Annotated in this window: 17 protein-coding genes and 1 CRISPR repeat array; of the genes, 8 read left to right on the top strand and 9 right to left on the bottom strand. The window is 32.5% G+C overall.

Annotated features, from left to right (window positions below; genetic code table 11):
• Positions 1 to 48 precede the first annotated feature (48 nt).
• Positions 49 to 1353 carry a Na+/H+ antiporter family protein gene (locus CIGNP103_RS04290; protein ID WP_086268649.1) on the top strand — a complete coding sequence of 435 codons (1305 nt, stop codon included), beginning with the start codon at positions 49 to 51 and terminating at the stop codon, positions 1351 to 1353.
• A 112-nt stretch (positions 1354 to 1465) separates the two neighbouring features.
• On the opposite strand, the gene CIGNP103_RS04285 is transcribed toward CIGNP103_RS04290, so the two are convergent.
• From CIGNP103_RS04285 to gap, 8 genes are all read right to left on the bottom strand, one after another.
• Positions 1466 to 2029, bottom strand: coding sequence for a hemerythrin family protein (locus CIGNP103_RS04285; protein WP_086227192.1), 564 nt, complete (start codon positions 2027 to 2029; stop codon positions 1466 to 1468).
• A gap of 105 nt (positions 2030 to 2134) precedes the next feature.
• Positions 2135 to 2518: a hypothetical protein gene (locus tag CIGNP103_RS04280; RefSeq protein ID WP_086241891.1), complete on the bottom strand. Its 384-nt coding sequence runs from the start codon at positions 2516 to 2518 to the stop codon at positions 2135 to 2137.
• Positions 2515 to 3510 (bottom strand): iron-sulfur cluster assembly scaffold protein, encoded by a 996-nt coding sequence (locus CIGNP103_RS04275; RefSeq protein ID WP_086225686.1) that lies wholly within the window; start codon positions 3508 to 3510, stop codon positions 2515 to 2517. Before CIGNP103_RS04275 ends, CIGNP103_RS04280 begins: the two co-directional genes overlap by 4 nt.
• 13 nt (positions 3511 to 3523) lie before the next feature.
• Positions 3524 to 4714, bottom strand: coding sequence for a NifS family cysteine desulfurase (locus CIGNP103_RS04270; RefSeq protein WP_086225685.1), 1191 nt, complete (start codon positions 4712 to 4714; stop codon positions 3524 to 3526).
• A 271-nt stretch (positions 4715 to 4985) separates the two neighbouring features.
• Entirely contained in the window at positions 4986 to 5804 is an 819-nt protein-coding gene (gene fabI, locus CIGNP103_RS04265) for an enoyl-ACP reductase FabI (protein ID WP_086225684.1), read from the bottom strand.
• 2 nt (positions 5805 to 5806) lie between these two features.
• A complete protein-coding gene (locus CIGNP103_RS04260) occupies positions 5807 to 6484 on the bottom strand; it encodes a triose-phosphate isomerase (RefSeq protein WP_086227194.1) in 678 nt (225 codons plus the stop codon).
• Positions 6481 to 7689 (bottom strand): phosphoglycerate kinase, encoded by a 1209-nt coding sequence (locus CIGNP103_RS04255; RefSeq protein WP_086225681.1) that lies wholly within the window; start codon positions 7687 to 7689, stop codon positions 6481 to 6483. The genes CIGNP103_RS04260 and CIGNP103_RS04255 overlap by 4 nt, the downstream gene beginning before the upstream one ends.
• A gap of 1 nt (position 7690) precedes the next feature.
• The gene (gene gap / locus CIGNP103_RS04250) at positions 7691 to 8686 is read right to left on the bottom strand and encodes a type I glyceraldehyde-3-phosphate dehydrogenase (protein ID WP_086227195.1); all 996 of its coding nucleotides are present in this window, start codon (positions 8684 to 8686) and stop codon (positions 7691 to 7693) included.
• A gap of 56 nt (positions 8687 to 8742) precedes the next feature.
• On the opposite strand from gap, the gene nadD reads away from it, so the two are divergent.
• The 7 genes from nadD (at position 8743) to CIGNP103_RS04215 (ending at position 15485) form a co-directional block, all read left to right on the top strand.
• On the top strand, positions 8743 to 9291 hold the full coding sequence (gene nadD / locus CIGNP103_RS04245) for a nicotinate (nicotinamide) nucleotide adenylyltransferase (protein ID WP_086227196.1): 549 nt from the start codon (positions 8743 to 8745) through the stop codon (positions 9289 to 9291).
• Positions 9281 to 9607, top strand: a complete 327-nt coding sequence (rsfS, locus tag CIGNP103_RS04240; protein WP_086233857.1) for a ribosome silencing factor — start codon at positions 9281 to 9283, stop codon at positions 9605 to 9607. The genes nadD and rsfS overlap by 11 nt, the downstream gene beginning before the upstream one ends.
• Positions 9608 to 9875: 268 nt before the next feature.
• Complete coding sequence (locus CIGNP103_RS04235) at positions 9876 to 13712, top strand: HNH endonuclease domain-containing protein (RefSeq protein ID WP_086268648.1); 3837 nt, start codon at positions 9876 to 9878, stop codon at positions 13710 to 13712.
• On the top strand, positions 13693 to 14649 hold the full coding sequence (gene cas1, locus CIGNP103_RS04230) for a CRISPR-associated endonuclease Cas1 (RefSeq protein ID WP_086268647.1): 957 nt from the start codon (positions 13693 to 13695) through the stop codon (positions 14647 to 14649). Before CIGNP103_RS04235 ends, cas1 begins: the two co-directional genes overlap by 20 nt.
• Entirely contained in the window at positions 14650 to 14919 is a 270-nt protein-coding gene (gene cas2 / locus CIGNP103_RS04225) for a CRISPR-associated endonuclease Cas2 (protein ID WP_086225671.1), read from the top strand.
• Positions 14920 to 15180: a hypothetical protein gene (locus tag CIGNP103_RS04220; RefSeq protein WP_086268646.1), complete on the top strand. Its 261-nt coding sequence runs from the start codon at positions 14920 to 14922 to the stop codon at positions 15178 to 15180.
• A complete protein-coding gene (locus CIGNP103_RS04215) occupies positions 15117 to 15485 on the top strand; it encodes a Dna2/Cas4 domain-containing protein (RefSeq protein WP_086268645.1) in 369 nt (122 codons plus the stop codon). Before CIGNP103_RS04220 ends, CIGNP103_RS04215 begins: the two co-directional genes overlap by 64 nt.
• Before the next feature lie 211 nt (positions 15486 to 15696).
• A CRISPR array of direct repeats spans positions 15697 to 17414; the repeat unit is 37 nt; unit sequence GTTGCAAATTATACCACAAATCAACTCGGTTTGAAAC.
• Between the two features lie 70 nt (positions 17415 to 17484).
• Here the strand turns inward: CIGNP103_RS04215 and CIGNP103_RS08295 are convergent.
• Positions 17485 to 17577: hypothetical protein (locus CIGNP103_RS08295; RefSeq protein ID WP_236847417.1), on the bottom strand; the 93-nt coding region annotated here is incomplete at its 5' end.

Raw genomic sequence — 17577 nt, 5'->3', positions numbered from 1 at the left:
GCCAAAAATATATATAATTCCAAATTTAATCATAATAAAAGGTAGACAATGCTTCTTTTAAATCCTGTAGTTATTGGCGTGATTGTAATGTGTACGCTGTGTCTTTTAAGATTTAATATCTTATTAGCTATTCTTATCTCTGCATTGATAGCTGGAGTAAGCGCAAATATTGATATTATTACTACAATTAACATTTTAATCAAAGGTATGCAAGGCAATCTTGAGACTGCTCTTAGCTATATTCTTCTTGGTGCGTTAGCCGCTGCTATTGCTATGAGTAATCTAACTGCAATTTTAATTCACTATGTAAGCCAATTAATTAGCAAAAAAACATTTTGGTTTGTGCTTACAATTGCATTTGTAGCATGCTTTTCACAAAATTTAATTCCGGTGCATATTGCATTTATTCCTATTCTTATTCCGCCACTTTTAGCACTTATGAATAAAATGCAAATTGATAGGCGAGCTGTAGCGTGTGCTTTGACTTTTGGGCTGAAGGCTCCATATGTAAGTGCTTCGGTTGGATTTGGGCTAATTTTTCATAATATCTTAGCCAAGGAGATAAGCCAAAATGGACTAGAGACTAATCTATCTGATATTAGCTCTGTTATGTGGCTTGGTGGAGTAGCGATGCTTATTGGGCTATTTTTGGCGATTATCTACTATCGCACGCCACGCAGTTATAAGCAAAGCTCTATGGAAGCTAAAGAGCTTTACGATAGTAATCTTGATATTAAAATGAGCAAGAAAGAGTGGGTTTTACTTATTGGTGTTGCGATTGCCTTTGGTGTTCAATTATGGAGCGATTCTTTGCCGCTTGGTGGATTGATGGGGCTTATTTTTATGGTAGCTTTTGGTGGGATCGAATATAAAAAGATTGACAAAGTAATGGAAAATGGCCTAAGTATGATGGCATTTATTGCGTTTATTATGCTTGTTGCAGCTGGGTTTGCTTCGGTGATTAGAGAGACTGGTGGGATTGGTGAGCTGGTTGAATTTGCTACTGCAATTAGTGGCGGTAAGCTTGGCGGAACGATTATTATGCTAGCTATTGGGTTGCTTGTTACTATGGGAATTGGAACGAGCTTTGGGACGATTCCTATTATTGCGGCGTTTTATGTTCCACTTTGTATCTCGCTAGAATTTAGTCATGCTGCTACTATATTGCTTATAGGTATTGCTGCAGCACTAGGAGATGCTGGGAGTCCTGCTAGTGATAGTACTCTTGGACCAACATCTGGACTAAATGCCGATGGTCAGCATAATCATATATATGATACTTGTGTGCCGACATTTGTATTTTTTAACATTCCGCTATTAATTTGCGGAGTAGTATTTGCGATGTTTTTGTAAGTTATTTAAGAAAAGTAAGTAGATGGTTAAAACTTAAGCAATAATAAAATGCTGATAAAATTTAATTTATAAAGATATAGCATAAGGTAATAAATAATTTAACTATGCTATCTTATGAAAGCTTGATTTTAATAACTACCTTGCAAGTCATACAAGAGAATTTCTTGCCCTCGACAATTTTCTCATGAATATAAGGTGGAACAAGATGGATTTTATTAGGACAACCGCAGGTATATTTATATTGTTTTGGTTGTTCTTCGATTAGCTCATTTTCTGCGTGTTCTAGGTTTGCTTGACGCCATTTTTCTATTTTGGCATCCTCTTTTAAAATATGCTCTACTAGCCACTTTTCAGCAATTAATAAAAGATTTTCTTTTAAATCATTTACATTTTTAGCAGTTTTGATTAGACCCGCCATACTAGCGATTATGTCTTTATGAATCATAGTGTGTTCGTGCAAGTACGGATATCCAATTAGCTCCATATATTCCTGTTCGTCTTTGAAGTGTTCTTTCATATATTCAAAAAATTCAGCCACGATACCGCGAATCTCTTCACGAGATACATTTTTATTAGCGTAAATAAAGGATTTTTTGGCTAGATCAAATAGCTTTTGATGTTGTAAGTCTATATCTGAATTGCCAATGCTATATTTATCGTCCCAGCTAGGTACCATTTCAAAACTCTCTATGAAAAAATATAAATTTCTCTATTATATTAAATTTTATAATAATTTTAGCTGAAAATTGATTTTAAAAAAGCAAAACTTACCAATAAATTTTTATAAATTTAGTATAATATTACCAAATTTTATCTCATTATCACAAATGCTAACTTTAAATTCATCTTTAAAGTCGACAATCCTAGCAAGTGGGTGGCTGCTAAATTTATTAGCTATAAATCCATGTCTTAGAGTTAAAATTCTACTACTTAGCAACTCATCGTCAATTATTTTAGCGTCGATTATACCAAAATTTGCACTATCGACGCTATATATAAATTCATCACTATCGGCTATCTCATCACACTCTAACTTAAAATTTGCATAAGTAAACTCATCTAAAGACCCAAAGCCATACTTAAGGTTAGTCAAATTTGCATAATCTAAAATTTTAGCTAAATCACCAATATAGTATTTGCCAGCTTTAAATTTAGCATTTATCATACAGGGATTACTCTAATATTTGGACTTAGACTCTCTTGCAAGATATTTTCAATCGCATATAGTGTTCCAGTAGCACCACTAGCACACCCACTACACGCACCTAGATATCTAATATATATATCGATTCTGCTTTCTTCAGATTTGATATCTAATATTTCCATATTTCCACCATCCATCTCTAGCATCGGTCTTACATGCTCATCGATAATAGCCTCTACTGCTTTTAGTTGTTTTACTACTGTTAGCTCCTCAAAGCTTAGATCGCTATCTACGCCACTTCCGCTTATTTTAGCATCAGCTATAGCTTTCATTCTTTCAGCTTCCATTTCAGATCTTACTTCAGCTAAAATATCTACTAGGTAGTACTCTCTTTTTTCATGTCCGCCAGGCTTAATGCAAGATTTACAAAATGCTCCAGCTTTTGTGTATTGAGTAATTTCTTCTACTGTTGTAAGATCATTTAATCTTATCACCTCTTTTACTGTACCAAGGCTAACTCTAGCGCACTCACATACTATAATCTCATCTTCAAAGTGGTCTGGATCAACGCCTTTATAGCTAGCAGCCGCAGCTTTGATAACATCATATGCCATTACTGAGCAGTGCATCTTTTGTGGTGGAACTGCTGGAATATCTGGATCATCACGCATAGCTTTTTCTACATCTATATTTGTGATTTTAACTGCTTGATCTACTGTTTTGCCTTTGCATAGTTCTGCCATATAATCGCTACTTGCAATTGCTGTACCACAACCAAAGCTTTTAAATTTAGCATCTTTAATAATATCAGTAGCTTCATCAACAGCCCAATATAGTCTAACTGCATCACCACAGCTCTCAGCACCATGATCTGCAATTATTAGCTTACAGCCTAGAGCTTTAGCATCTTCTTCTGTAATTTCACCCATATTTTTTGGTGCGTTCATTGCATTTTGAACTTTTTGAGAGTACTCTTCCCATATATTTCCGCTTATTAAATTACCTTTTGCCATATTATTATTTCCTTTATAGTCCTGATTTATGCCATTTTGGGGCGTATGCGTAGCTACTTGATATGCTTCTTAGTCTATGTACGGCATGTTTAATTTTTTCTATTGTATAGTCTATCTCTTCTTCAGTATTAAAGCGAGAGAGCGATAGTCTAAGTGCTGTATGTGCTAGTTCGCTATCAGCACCGATGGCTTCCATTATAGGATTACTTTCTAAATCCTCACTTGCACAGGCTGAGCCAGTACTTGCTGCTATACCAGCTTGGTTTAGATCCCATAGCATTGCTTCACCCTCTACGCCTTTAATACTTGCTAGGATTGTATTTGGCACACGATTGGCTCTATCACCTACTACTGTAACATCTGGTAGTGATAATAGTGCGTCTTCTAGCTTATTTCTTAATCTTCCTACATGGCTTTGTTCAAAGGCTAGGAATTTATTTGCATTTTCTAATGCTTGACCCATTGCTACTATACCAGCAACATTTAATGTGCCACTTCTGCGTCCGCCCATATGTTCGCCACCATGAAGAAGGCTAGTAAGAGGCATTGAGTTTTTGATATATAGAGCGCCTACTCCTTTTGGTGCATGGAATTTATGTCCTGAAAAGCTTAAAAAATCAACATTTGCATCTTGTACATCTACGGGAATTTTGCCTATTGCTTGAACTGCATCGGTGTGAAAAAGTGCGCCAAATTCATGTGCTACGCTAGATAGTTCTTTGATTGGAAAGATCATACCAGTTTCGTTGTTTGCCCACATTACACTTACAAGTGCAACATCATCACTCATCACATTGCGTAGATCGTCAGCAGTGATAACCCCTTGATTATTTACATCTACTTTAGTAATCTCTACACCAAGAGATTCTAAAAATGCACAGGTAGCACCGATAGCTGGATGTTCTACTGTGGTTGTAACTATACGCTTTTTATCGCCTTTTAATATTTTATCAAAATATATACCTTTTAATACCCAGTTATTGCTCTCAGTGGCACATCCAGTTATTACTATATCATCATTATCAGCTGCATTTATACCAGTATAGAGCTGATCTAGTGCTTTGCGAAGTGCTGGATGTGTTTGGCTTCCGTAGCTGTGAAGTGAATTTGGATTGCCAAATTTCTCACCAAGGAATGGAAGCATCAACTCTAAAGCCTCAGGGTCAATCATTGTTGTTGCGTTGTTGTCTAAATAAACTTTCAAAACTATCCTTCCTCTTCCTAAAATAATTAGGATAAACTTTATCTTTTTAATGTGAAATAATATACTATTTTACATAAATTTTGCATAAAAATTAAGTAAATATTCTATAAATTTGAATTTAGATATAAATTTTTTAAGTATTTTAGTATATTTTTGAAGTTTTTAAATTGGATTTTTAATTTAAATTTGGAGATTTTCGTCATTACAAATGCAATGACGAAATAGTATTTTAAAGTAAGTATATCAGTTAAACTGAAATGATAAATTTAGCCTACTTTGCATCCCAGGCTAAGACTGTATTGCCAAAAGCATCACTTAAAACATCACCCATACCCATGATATTATATCCAGCATCGACATAATGGACTTCGCCAGTTACGCCACTTGCAAGGTCGCTTAGTAGGTACATACCGCTTTTACCTACATCTTCTATGCTGACATTTCTTTTTAGTGGGGCGTTACACTCATTCCAGTGTAAAATCATCTTAAAATCGCCAATTCCACTTGCTGCTAAGGTTTTAATCGGGCCTGCTGAGATAGCATTTACTCGAATATTTTTAGCTCCAAGGTCATGAGCAAGATATCTTACGCTACTTTCAAGAGCTGCTTTAGCTACGCCCATTACATTATAATGTGGGACAAATTTAGCCCCGCCAAGATAGCTAAGAGTCAAGATGGAACCACCACTTTTTAGCACCGGAAGCACTGCACGAGTAAGAGAGATAAGAGAGTAGACGCTAGTACCCATAGCAATATCAAATGCCTCTTTTGTAGTGTTGATAAACTCACCCTCAAGAGCTTCTTTAGGAGCAAAAGCTACAGCATGAACTACAAAGTCAATCTCGCCAAAATCTTTAGCAATTTTATCTGCTAGAGTATCAAGATGTTCTTGATTATTTACATCTAGTTCATAAATTAGCGAACTATCAAGTTCAGCTGCGATTGGTTCTACTCTTTTTTTAATTGCATCATTTAAAAATGTAAAAGCAAGCTGAGCCCCTTGAGCTTTACAAGCTTGAGCAATTCCATAGGCTATGCTCATTTTATTTGCTACACCGACTATTAAACCTTTTTTACCTTCTAGTATCATTATTAACCCTTTTTGATAATTTCTAAAAATTTATCAGCATCCCAACTAGCAGTACCGACAAGAACTCCATCGCATGATTTTATTGCTTTGATTTGATCTATATTGGATAGATTGACACTACCTCCATATAGAAGTGGAGCTGAGCATTTGCTAGATATAAAATCCAAAATTTCAGTTATAAATTCAACTTTAGCACTATTTCCAGTGCCAATAGCCCAGATTGGTTCATAGGCGATTACTAGATTTTCATAGTTTAAATCAATATTTGCTAATTGATCGCTTAAAAATTCTTTGGTGCTTCCATTCATATGAGTTATATCATCTTCGCCAATACAGTAGATAATATCCCAGCCCTTGCTTACAGCATAATCAAATTTGGCTTTTAAAAATGGCTCATCTTCACCTAGAGCGCGTCTTTCGCTATGGCCGATCATTACAGTGGTAATCTCAAATTCTTCTAGCATTTGACTACCAATCTCGCCAGTATATGAGCCATTTTGTGCTGGATAGAAGTTTTGCGCCCCTTGAGTGAAGTTAAATTTATCTTCACTCAAAGCAGTAAATGGAGGAAATACAATCACGCTATTGCTATTTTGACTAAGTCCATTACTAAGCTTTTTAGCATAATCTGCATAGCTTTTTTTGGTGTGGTTGCATTTTAAATTCGCAGCGTAAATCATATATTATCTTCTCTTAAAAGCACTCTAACTCCAGGCAGCTCCTTGCCCTCTATAAGCTCCAAGCTAGCACCACCACCAGTAGAGATAAAGGTCATCTCATCAGTATCCCCGGCTCTCTCAACTACATCAGCAGTATCGCCACCACCGACCACAGTAGTAGCAAAGCTCTCACCAATAGCGTGGCTCATTTTTATGCTACCTTTACTAAATTTATCCATTTCAAAAACCCCCATAGGGCCATTCCACCAGATGGTTTGAGCATCGGCAATCGCCTCTTTAAATAGCTTCACACTAGCTGGACCGATATCTAGCCCCATCCAGCCATTTGGGATCTCTTGAACGGGGACATACTTGATCGCACTATCATTGCTAAAACTTTGAGCCGCTACGACATCAACAGGCAGATAAATTTTCACGCCTAGCTCACGGCCTTTTTTAAGAATGTTTGACGCTTCTTCTACAAGCTCCTCTTCTAAAAGGGAATTTCCGATATTTTCACCAAGAGCTTTTAAAAATGTAAATGCCATACCGCCACCGATGATTAATTTATCAATGCGTGGCAAGAGATTGGTTAGGGCTTGGAGTTTGCCACTTACTTTTGATCCGCCTGTCACTGCGACAAATGGGCGACTAGGGTGGCGGATTAGATTTTGGCCAAATTCAATCTCTTTAATTAGCAAAAATCCAGCAGCCTTATGCTCACTATCGTAGCATTGAGTTATAGCATGGACGCTAGAGTGAGCTCTATGACATACGCCAAAAGCGTCATTTACATAGTAATCAGCAAATTCGCTAAGAGATTTAGCCAAGTTTATATCATCTTTTGTTTCGCCCTTTTCAAAGCGTAAATTTTCTAATAACAAAATCTCTCCAGATTGTAGCTTTTGAACCTTTTCTTTAGCATCGTGGCCGACTACATCGTGAGCAAATTTAATCTCTCTATCCATTAATCTACCAAGTCTTTTGGCTACTGGTAGAAGTGAGTATTTATCTTCGTAGCCATTTTTTGGGCGACCTAGGTGGCTAGCTAAGATAACAGAGCAACCCTGATCTAAAATATATCTGATAGTTGGGATAACTGAGCGGATTCTTCTATCATCTGTGATGTTGTTAAATTCATCCATAGGCGTGTTAAAATCGCACCTTACAAGAACCTTGCTACCACTTTTAAATTCAATATCTTTTATAGAAATAATCTCACTCATATCACTTCTCGCTTATAAATTTAGCCATTTCAACTAAGCGATTGCTATAGCCCCACTCATTGTCATACCACGCCATTACCTTAATCATATCACCGCAAATTACTTGAGTTAGATCAGCCGCTACTATGCTTGAGTAGTTTGAGGTGATAAAATCGCTACTCACTCTCTCATCAAAATCCACAGCCATAATGCCCTTTAAGCTACCTTTGCTAGCTTCTACAAATGCGTTATTTAGCTCATCTTTTGTTACGCTTTTTTCAAGTACAGCAGTTAAATCTACAATTGATACATTTGGGACTGGAACTCTAATGCTTTGTCCGTGTAGTTTGCCATCTAGGCTAGGCATTACTAATTTCATAGCTTTGGCAGCACCTGTGCTAGTTGGAATCATATTAACAGCAGCTGCTCTAGAGCGTCTAAAATCACGGCATTTGACATCTACTAGGCTTTGGCCATTTGTGTAGGCGTGAATAGTAGTCATTAAACCCTTTTGAATGCCATAAAGATCTTCTAAAACTCTAGTTACAGGACCTAAGCAGTTGGTAGTACAGCTTGCGTTGGAGATGATTGTTTGGCCTTCGTATTTATCTGAATTTACACCTAAAACAAATGTTGGAGTATCATCTTTAGCTGGTGCGCTCATTATAACCTTTTTAGCACCTTTGGCGATGTAGGTTTGGCATTGCTCTTTTGTAAGGAATTTGCCGGTACATTCTAATACTACATCGATTCCCCTTAGGTCTAAATCATTGATATCTCTTGTGCTATATACTCTGATTTTTTTGCCATTAACGGCGATATAATCATCATTTAAAACCTCTACATCTTGATTAAATTCGCCATGAACTGTATCGTATTTTAGTAAGTATCTAGTCATTTTGCGTTCAGCAGTATCATTTATAATGCTTAATTCATACTCTGCTGGGTTATTGAGTATAATCCTAGCAGCACATCTGCCGATTCTTCCAAAACCATTAATTGCTATTTTAAGTGCCATTTTCATCCTTTTTGGGTATAATTTGGCTATTTTACTAAAAAAAAGGTTAAAAAAAATTGAATATAGCTATTTTTGGTGGAAGTTTTGACCCGCCACATTTGGGTCATGATATGATCGTAAAAGAGGCTTTAAAGAGCTTAAATATTAATAAACTTATTATTATTCCAACATTTTTAAGCCCTTTTAAGAGCGAATTTGGTGCGCCACCGCTTTTGAGACTTCAGTGGTGTAATGAGCTTTGGTCTAATCTGGATGAAAAAATTATAATAAGTGATTATGAAATTTCGCAAAATCGACCTGTGGCTACAATAGAGAGTGTGAGATATTTTAAGCGTGAGTTTAATCCTAAGAAAATTTATCTAATAATCGGTGCTGATCAGCTGAATAGCTTGCATAAATGGCATAGATATGATGAGTTAAAAGCATTAGTAAGCTTTGTTGTAGCGTGTAGAGATGGTATTAAAATAGATGAAAATTTGCAAAAACTAGATATAAATGTTAAAATCTCATCTTCAAAGATTAAATCTGAGTTAAATTTTAAGCATATTCCAACTGCTATTTTAGATAGTGTTGAGAAATTTTATAAGGATAAAAATGCAAAATAGAATAGATAGAATTGTTAAGCTTTTAGATGAAAAAAAGGCTGAAAATATCGAAGTTATTGATATGCAAGGTAGGGATTATTTAAGTAAATTTGTAGTTGTAGCTACCACTTTGGCTGCTCGTCATGGCTTTGCTTTACTTGATGATTTAAAAACAGAGTTAAAACCAGCCGGTGAGAATTTTTTAGGTGTAGAAAGTAGCGATGATTGGACTGTAATAGATCTTGGCGATATAATGATACATTTAATGAGCGAAACTTATAGAGCTAAGTATAATATAGAAGAGTTCTTAAAAGAGTTAAGCGTTAAAGGAAATTAGGTTTTAAACCAGGCGTATTTTGGATATAATTAAAGAGATTATTTTATTAAAATTTAATCGCTTTAATTATTGTAGCTACTAGCAAATCAAAAGCTAGTAGCAATTTTGAGTCTTAATAAATTTAATATTGCACTATAGATAAGCTAGTTAGTATTACAGATATTTAGTTATCAATTTTTTCTTAATTTTCTAAACTTATTTTATATTTTAAACCATTGTAAGCCAAATTTCATTAAAATCAAAATCATTTATATAGTTGGAGTTGTTTATGTATGAATTGTCTATAAATGTAGATATGGGTGCTGCAAATAATGGCGTGTTTATCGCTATTACAAATGAAAATTCTATAATTTATAAAAATGCGTTTAATATATATTTTGATAAAAATTTAACATTTTCTAAAAGCGATAGAACAGCACGTCGCCATGCTAGGCGTAGTTATGATAGGGATAGATTTATTTTAAGATTACTTAATGAGATTTTGCCTATAGATGGTTTGAGTCAAAGTCAAATAGAGACAATTTATGGGCTTTTTAAAAATCGTGGTTTTAACTATCATAATATCGAATTTAATGAAAGCTTAGATGATGATGTGGTTGAGTTTTTAAATGGTTTAGATAGATATATATTTGGGCTTAGTAAAAATAAAGATGAATTTGAACAAATTATAAATGAGATAGTTGTAGATCACTCAAATGATGAAATTAAAGAGATACTAGAAACTCAAAGTCAAATTCTAAGCAATATAGATAAAAAGAATAAAGAAGCTATAAAAGCTAGTAAAAATATACAAAGTCTAATTCAAAGTATATGCAATGAAATTGATAAAAATAATAAGCATAGAATTAGCTACTTAAAAGATATAAAAGAGTTAATTTATAAAGATTGTGAATTTATAATCCAAAAATCTGATAAATTTGATAATTTAGATGAATTTTATAATTTTGTTGGAAATATTTCAAATTTTCAAACTCGAATTTTAAGAAGGTATTTTAATAATAAATATCTAGATAATATAAATTTTGATGATGCAAAGCTAAAGAAAAATATAATAAGAAATATCAATTATATGGAGTATATAACTGATATACAAAATAACAATAAACTAAATATGCTAAATTCTTTAAAGACAAAATCGGCTTTAGAGTATTTAAAAAGTATCGATCCAGTAATTACTATCCCGCCATACGAAAATCGTAAAAATAAAAATCCACAAAAATGCAATACTTTGATGTTAAATATTGATAAAATTACTCCTAGTCTAGCAAATTTAACTTATAAAATTTTAAATAGCGATGATTTTACGCATATAAGAAGAGATGAAAATGGCCAGTTAATCAGCCTTAATGATATAAATGAAAATAATATCGCTAAATATTTACAAAGAGTATTAGATATCTCAAAAGAGAGTCTAATAGATGTAGCCTTATATCCAAGAGCTCTTGATAATAATAGCAAAATATTTGCTGATACTTTTAGGTTAAATAGTGATGAAATTAGGGAATTTAAGGAGTTTGCTAGGAGATACTATAACGAAGTAGATAACGCAAAAAAAGGAATAATAACTAATGATTTATTAATTCCATGTGGCAAAAATACGCCACATAAAAATAGAAATAAAAATGAACTTATTTCAGCTCTTTTTGGAAAAAATATCACTAAAGATGACGTAATTAACCTAGAAGAGTTTATGCTAAAAAATAAGATAAAAGGCAATAGGAGCTATAAAGGGTTTTTTAGAGATTTAAATGAATTAAAAAAGAGTTACCAAAATAGCTTCTATCATAATCTAAATAATGATGAAATTAACGATAAAGATATTCAAACAATCCTAGAGTTATATCCAAAAGTAGCTCAAAATATCAATAACCACAATAGCGTATTTGAGTTTAAGTATCCATTTGATAAAAATAATTTAAATACAAATATCAACTATCTTGGCCAGTTAGGAGATATAATCTATGATGAAAAAAATCGTGGATTTTTAAAAACTTGCAAATGCCATACTTTAGAAAATTTAATTCGTTCTGGCTCACAAAATGCTATTTGTACTAGATTGCCAGCTAATTCGGCTAGACTTATTAATGGCAAAATAGAGATGTATCTAAATCGTTTAGCATATGAAATTAGCACCGCTATTAAGCCAGAAATTTTAAAAGATATTTCATATATAACTATAAATGTAGAGATGAATAAATTTAGTTTTGAAAATAGTGCTAGCGACTTAAATTTAATAAGCAAACGCCAAAAATCCAAAGATATGATCTGTCCATACTCAGGCCAAAAGATAGATGAGATTAACTGCGAATATGATCATATCTTGCCTCGTTCTAAAGGCTTGTATAATTCTAGGGCAAATTTAATCCCAGCTAGCTCTACTGCTAATTTACAAAAAGGCAATCAAAGCTATACTTTAGAAAATTTACACCAAAATTATTTAAATTCAATTTATAAAATTATAAAAGTACAAAATCTTGATGAATTTAAGAATTTTATAGATACACAGATGGCAAAGATAAATATTAATAAATTTACAAATTTTGATAATCTTAATAGCATAGAACAGATCGCACTTAGACATGCTCTATTTTATAAAAATTCAGATAGTTTTACTAAAGCGCTTGAAATTTTAAAACTAGATAGAATCAAAACTCACTCTAATGGCACTCAAAAGCGTTTTGTAAATCTTTTAATACAAAAGGTAAAAGATAAGCTAAATAAATCAAATCAAGATATTGAATTTAGTGTTAATTTCATCAATGCAGAACTAGTAAGCGCAATTAGAAGCGAACTAAGCAAAGAAGATAAAGAGCTACAAAAAGCTAAAATTCAAGATAGTCATAGTCACTGCATTGATGCTAGTATAGTATTTTATTATGCTAATAGTAAATTAATAAAAAACTCAAAAGGTCAGCGTGAGTTTAAGTATAACTATAATCATATTAAGCCAGAGTATAGCAATAAAATGACTATGCAAAGCAAAAAATATCTAGAGTTAAACTCTAATAAAATATCTCGTAAAAAGCTATTTGATGATGGTGTATATTCGCTAGTTTATGAAAATGCTAATATATTAAAAGATAAAGAATTTAATATCTTGCTTGATCTTGGACTTTTGCATACTAAAGAAAATGGCAAAAAGGTTGCTATCACTAGTGATTTTAAATCAGGTAAATTTTATATAAGTACACATAAAGTTTTTGATCTATTATTTAAAGCCTTTAATGAAGGCGATATTAAATTATTAAATAAACTTAAATTTCTAGACAATCATCTATGTTCTTATATACGAAAAGATATATTTGCTATTATAAAAGATGAAGATAAAAGTAGTATGTTTTTTAATAATAAAAATGAATTAAAAGTACCAGATGCAAAAATAAAAACCAAAAATATAGATAAATTCTATCATATCTTAAAAGCAAATGAAAGCAAGATTATAGAGATAAAAGATGGCAAAAATATATTACAACACCAAGAGATAAAAGAGCTGTTTAAAGAGTGTTTTTATACCAAACAAGCCAAAAGAAGTAGAAATAAATCTCGTATAATCTACTCTTTGCCTATAAAAGCAATTAAAAGTCCTAACTATATCATAAGGCAAAATGGCGGATATGCTGGACTTGTGAATTCCGATATAGCCACTAAAACATATATAGATTTAGATAGTAAAAATATAATCAAAATTCCATTTTTTAGTAAAAATATATTGCCTCGTAAAATAGCAGATATAATAAATATAATTGAATTAAAATCTAAAAATATAAAGCAAATTTACAAACTTCTAGTAACCAAAAATCTCCCATCAGCTATTACAAAACTTGAGTATATAATCTCTCAAGCCAATAGACACGATATAGAGGTTGAATTTGATAAAAGCCAAATTGGAGATTATAATTTACTTGACCAAACTAGCCGTGATGAGTTTATAGATAAATATTTAAATGGTGAATTTAAAGAGCTACTAGGAAAACCAAGAGATAATAAAATAACCATAATCAAAGATACAAAAAATAGCCTAATAATCACATATTGCACTCAAACATCAGCTATACATAAAAAAATAATGCTAGATAATTTAATCGATGAAACATCTAGTTCTTAATAGTTTTGGGCTATTTTTAGGATTAAAGTCTCAAAGGATAGTAATATATCAAAATAAAGAGATAATAAAAGAGATAGCCCTTAAATCATTAAAAACCATATCTATAAATTCAAACGGTATAACCATTTCTAGCGATTTAATCTTTGCTTGTAGTGTGCGTGGAATAAAGATTTTCTATCAAAACTTTAACACATTTAGTGCTACGCATACACTTTATGAACATAAAGGAGTAAATGTATTAAAACAGCAATTTTCATCTAAAGATAATGCCAAGGGATTGATACTAGCAAAAGAGTTAATAATCGGAAAGATTAAAAATCAACGTTCTACAATTTTATACTTTTCTAGAAATAAAAATAACGAGCAAAAAAACACTGCATTAATTGCTATGCAAAAAGCAATTGATACACTAAAAAGCTCAAAAATAATAGACACAAATGATATATTTAGTATTGAGGCTAATGCTGCTCATAAATATTTTGAATTTCTCAAATTTAACTCTCTTTTGCCATCTAGTTTTGAACACCGCACCAAAAGAGCAAGCTGTGAAATATCAAATCAAGCTTTAAATTATGGCTATGCAATACTATTAAATATAATCTATAAAAGTATTATAAATGCCGGATTAAATCCATATTTTGGAGTTTTACATACTATGCGAAGCGCCAAGCCATCTTTAGCCTTAGATATTATGGAGGAGTATAGAAGCTTTATAGTAGATAGAAATATTATTAAAATTCGCTCATCTCTCAAAGGCGAATTAAATGCAGAATTAAAAAAAGTAATAGCTTCAAATATATTAAATTCATTAAATAAAAAACTTATCTATAATCACAAAAAGCTTACTTTAGAAAGTATTATCCAACGCCAAGTATATAAAATTTCAGCATTTTTTTGTGGTGATAGCAGGTATAAATCATACATATTTAGGTGGTAAATGAGATATCTAATCTGCTACGATATAGAAAATAGTAAAAACAGGACAAAGCTATTTGAAAGATTAAAAGATTTTGGGCTTTTAGCTGTGCAAAAATCAGTATTTTATGGGGAGTTAAGTCGAGCTGATAAGCTAGCCATTAAAGAACTCTTATCTAAATATTGTGCTAAAAGCGATAAGGCGATTATCGCATCTGTAAATTTAGATTTTAATGATACTTTAGGCTATACCAAAGAGTGTTTTGAGAGTAAAATATATGAGATTATTTAGATGATTTTAGTTAGCCATATTAGACAATTTGTATTTTGTCCTAGGATTTTATATTTTTATACATTTTGCGATATTAAGCCAGTATATCCAGAGTATGTAAGCTCAGGCTCACAATATCACAATAAACAAAACGAACTATTTAAAAATAGAAAATTTATCAAATTTAAGCTGCCAATTATAAAAGCATATAGTAATCTATATTTGCAAGATTCATCTATGCAAGGAGTAGCAGATTTGGTGCTAGAGTCCAAAATGAGATAATTGTAGCTGAGTTTAAAAATCAAAACAAGCCAATACTAAATAAAGGCACTAAAATGCAGCTTATAGCCTACTCAAAGCTAGCCAGTAAGCATTTTAATAAACCATTTTTTAAGATAATGCTAATTTGTAGTAATAATCTTAAATTTAAGATATTTGATATAAACAGTGATGATTTAGCCCAATTTAATAGCACGATAGATAAGATTAATAAAATGTTAAATCAAGAGTTATTTCCGCAAAGTTGTGCTAGTATAGCTGCTTGTATGCAGTGTGAATTTAAAAACTACTGTGATGATAGAGAATGATACCGGGGGTGCCATATGGCAGTTGCCCCGATCTGTTAACACCTTTAGGTGATTTCAAACGCTAAAGAGTTAATCTGTAGTATAATTTGCGTTTGTATTATAGCTAAATTTTTCCACAAATTCGCTATTTTTAGCATTTTTTTTCAAAGTGGAAGAATTAAGACCTTTAAACTATAGCCAAACGCCCATAAAATAGGCTAAATTTAGCTCAGTTGCAAATTATACCACAAATCAACTCGGTTTGAAACTATTTTATGCTTAAGGGAGTTTTCTAATACTAATAAAGTTGCAAATTATACCACAAATCAACTCGGTTTGAAACAAAGTTATCATAGACTGCCCCTTTGTTGTCTTTGTGTTGCAAATTATACCACAAATCAACTCGGTTTGAAACATCTACCCCTTAAAAGCCGTAAAAAATAGAGCTTGTCGGTTGCAAATTATACCACAAATCAACTCGGTTTGAAACTTATAAGGTATATCACAATAAATTACACACTCATCAGCGTTGCAAATTATACCACAAATCAACTCGGTTTGAAACTTTAGCTCTCTTAGTGTATAGCGTGTGCTTTTTACGGTTGCAAATTATACCACAAATCAACTCGGTTTGAAACGAATTAAAGCCCCAGTTTTGCTAACCGTGATTTGGGTTGCAAATTATACCACAAATCAACTCGGTTTGAAACTAAAAAAATTAATAAGGTGCCTTTTGATGAGTAAGCAGTTGCAAATTATACCACAAATCAACTCGGTTTGAAACTAAAAAAGCGAGTGAAGTAGTATTATCTGATAAAGTTGCAAATTATACCACAAATCAACTCGGTTTGAAACTGGACGGCAAAGGAATTGTAATTATAGATGAATTTCGTTGCAAATTATACCACAAATCAACTCGGTTTGAAACAACAGAGCCTTAAAAGCAAACTCATCAATATTTTCTAGTTGCAAATTATACCACAAATCAACTCGGTTTGAAACTCAAAAGTAGCAAATGCTATAAAATTGGAGTTTGAGGTTGCAAATTATACCACAAATCAACTCGGTTTGAAACCTCATCGCCCACCTTGATATTCTTATTATATACGAGTTGCAAATTATACCACAAATCAACTCGGTTTGAAACTATCGCAACCGGTAGCTTTGCTTTGCTGTATAGCTTTGTTGCAAATTATACCACAAATCAACTCGGTTTGAAACCCAGCCCCATTTTGCTTATAAGTGCTTATATCGTTGTTGCAAATTATACCACAAATCAACTCGGTTTGAAACTATTTTTTAGCAATATCAATTAAAGCACCACCACCAGTTGCAAATTATACCACAAATCAACTCGGTTTGAAACTTGTGTGTGAATAAAATCTCCGTAGCGTGGATTTTAGTTGCAAATTATACCACAAATCAACTCGGTTTGAAACGTAGCGGCTCTGATTGATGCTTGTAGAATAGCTGCAGTTGCAAATTATACCACAAATCAACTCGGTTTGAAACTTATTTAAAGCTTATGAAAACGGTATGAGCGTGGCTGGTTGCAAATTATACCACAAATCAACTCGGTTTGAAACTCGATTTTATCACATACTAAATCTATATGCTGTCTGTTGCAAATTATACCATAAATCAACTCGGTTTGAAACTATTTTTTAGCAATATCAATTAAAGCACCACCACCAGTTGCAAATTATACCACAAATCAACTCGGTTTGAAACTTGTGTGTGAATAAAATCTCCGTAGCGTGGATTTTAGTTGCAAATTATACCACAAATCAACTCGGTTTGAAACGTAGCGGCTCTGATTGATGCTTGTAGAATAGCTGCAGTTGCAAATTATACCACAAATCAACTCGGTTTGAAACAGCCGTTAAAATAGCCATCTGGAGTAATTTCGCCATGTTGCAAATTATACCACAAATCAACTCAGCTTAAATAGGTGTCTAGTTTATAAATTAGACACCATCGAATTTATCATAAATAAATTTAGCTTGGAATTAAAATTAAATTAATGCTTTGCTAAATAGTTTGTATCATATAAATTATTGATAAAATCATCATTATTCATCATATTTATATGAAAATCTTTGGTTGTTTTAAT

The sequence above is a fragment of the Campylobacter sp. P0103 genome, from assembly GCF_002139545.1.
Classification (GTDB): Bacteria; Campylobacterota; Campylobacteria; order Campylobacterales; family Campylobacteraceae; genus Campylobacter; species Campylobacter devanensis.
This window is presented reverse-complemented; position numbering and strand designations above follow the sequence as displayed.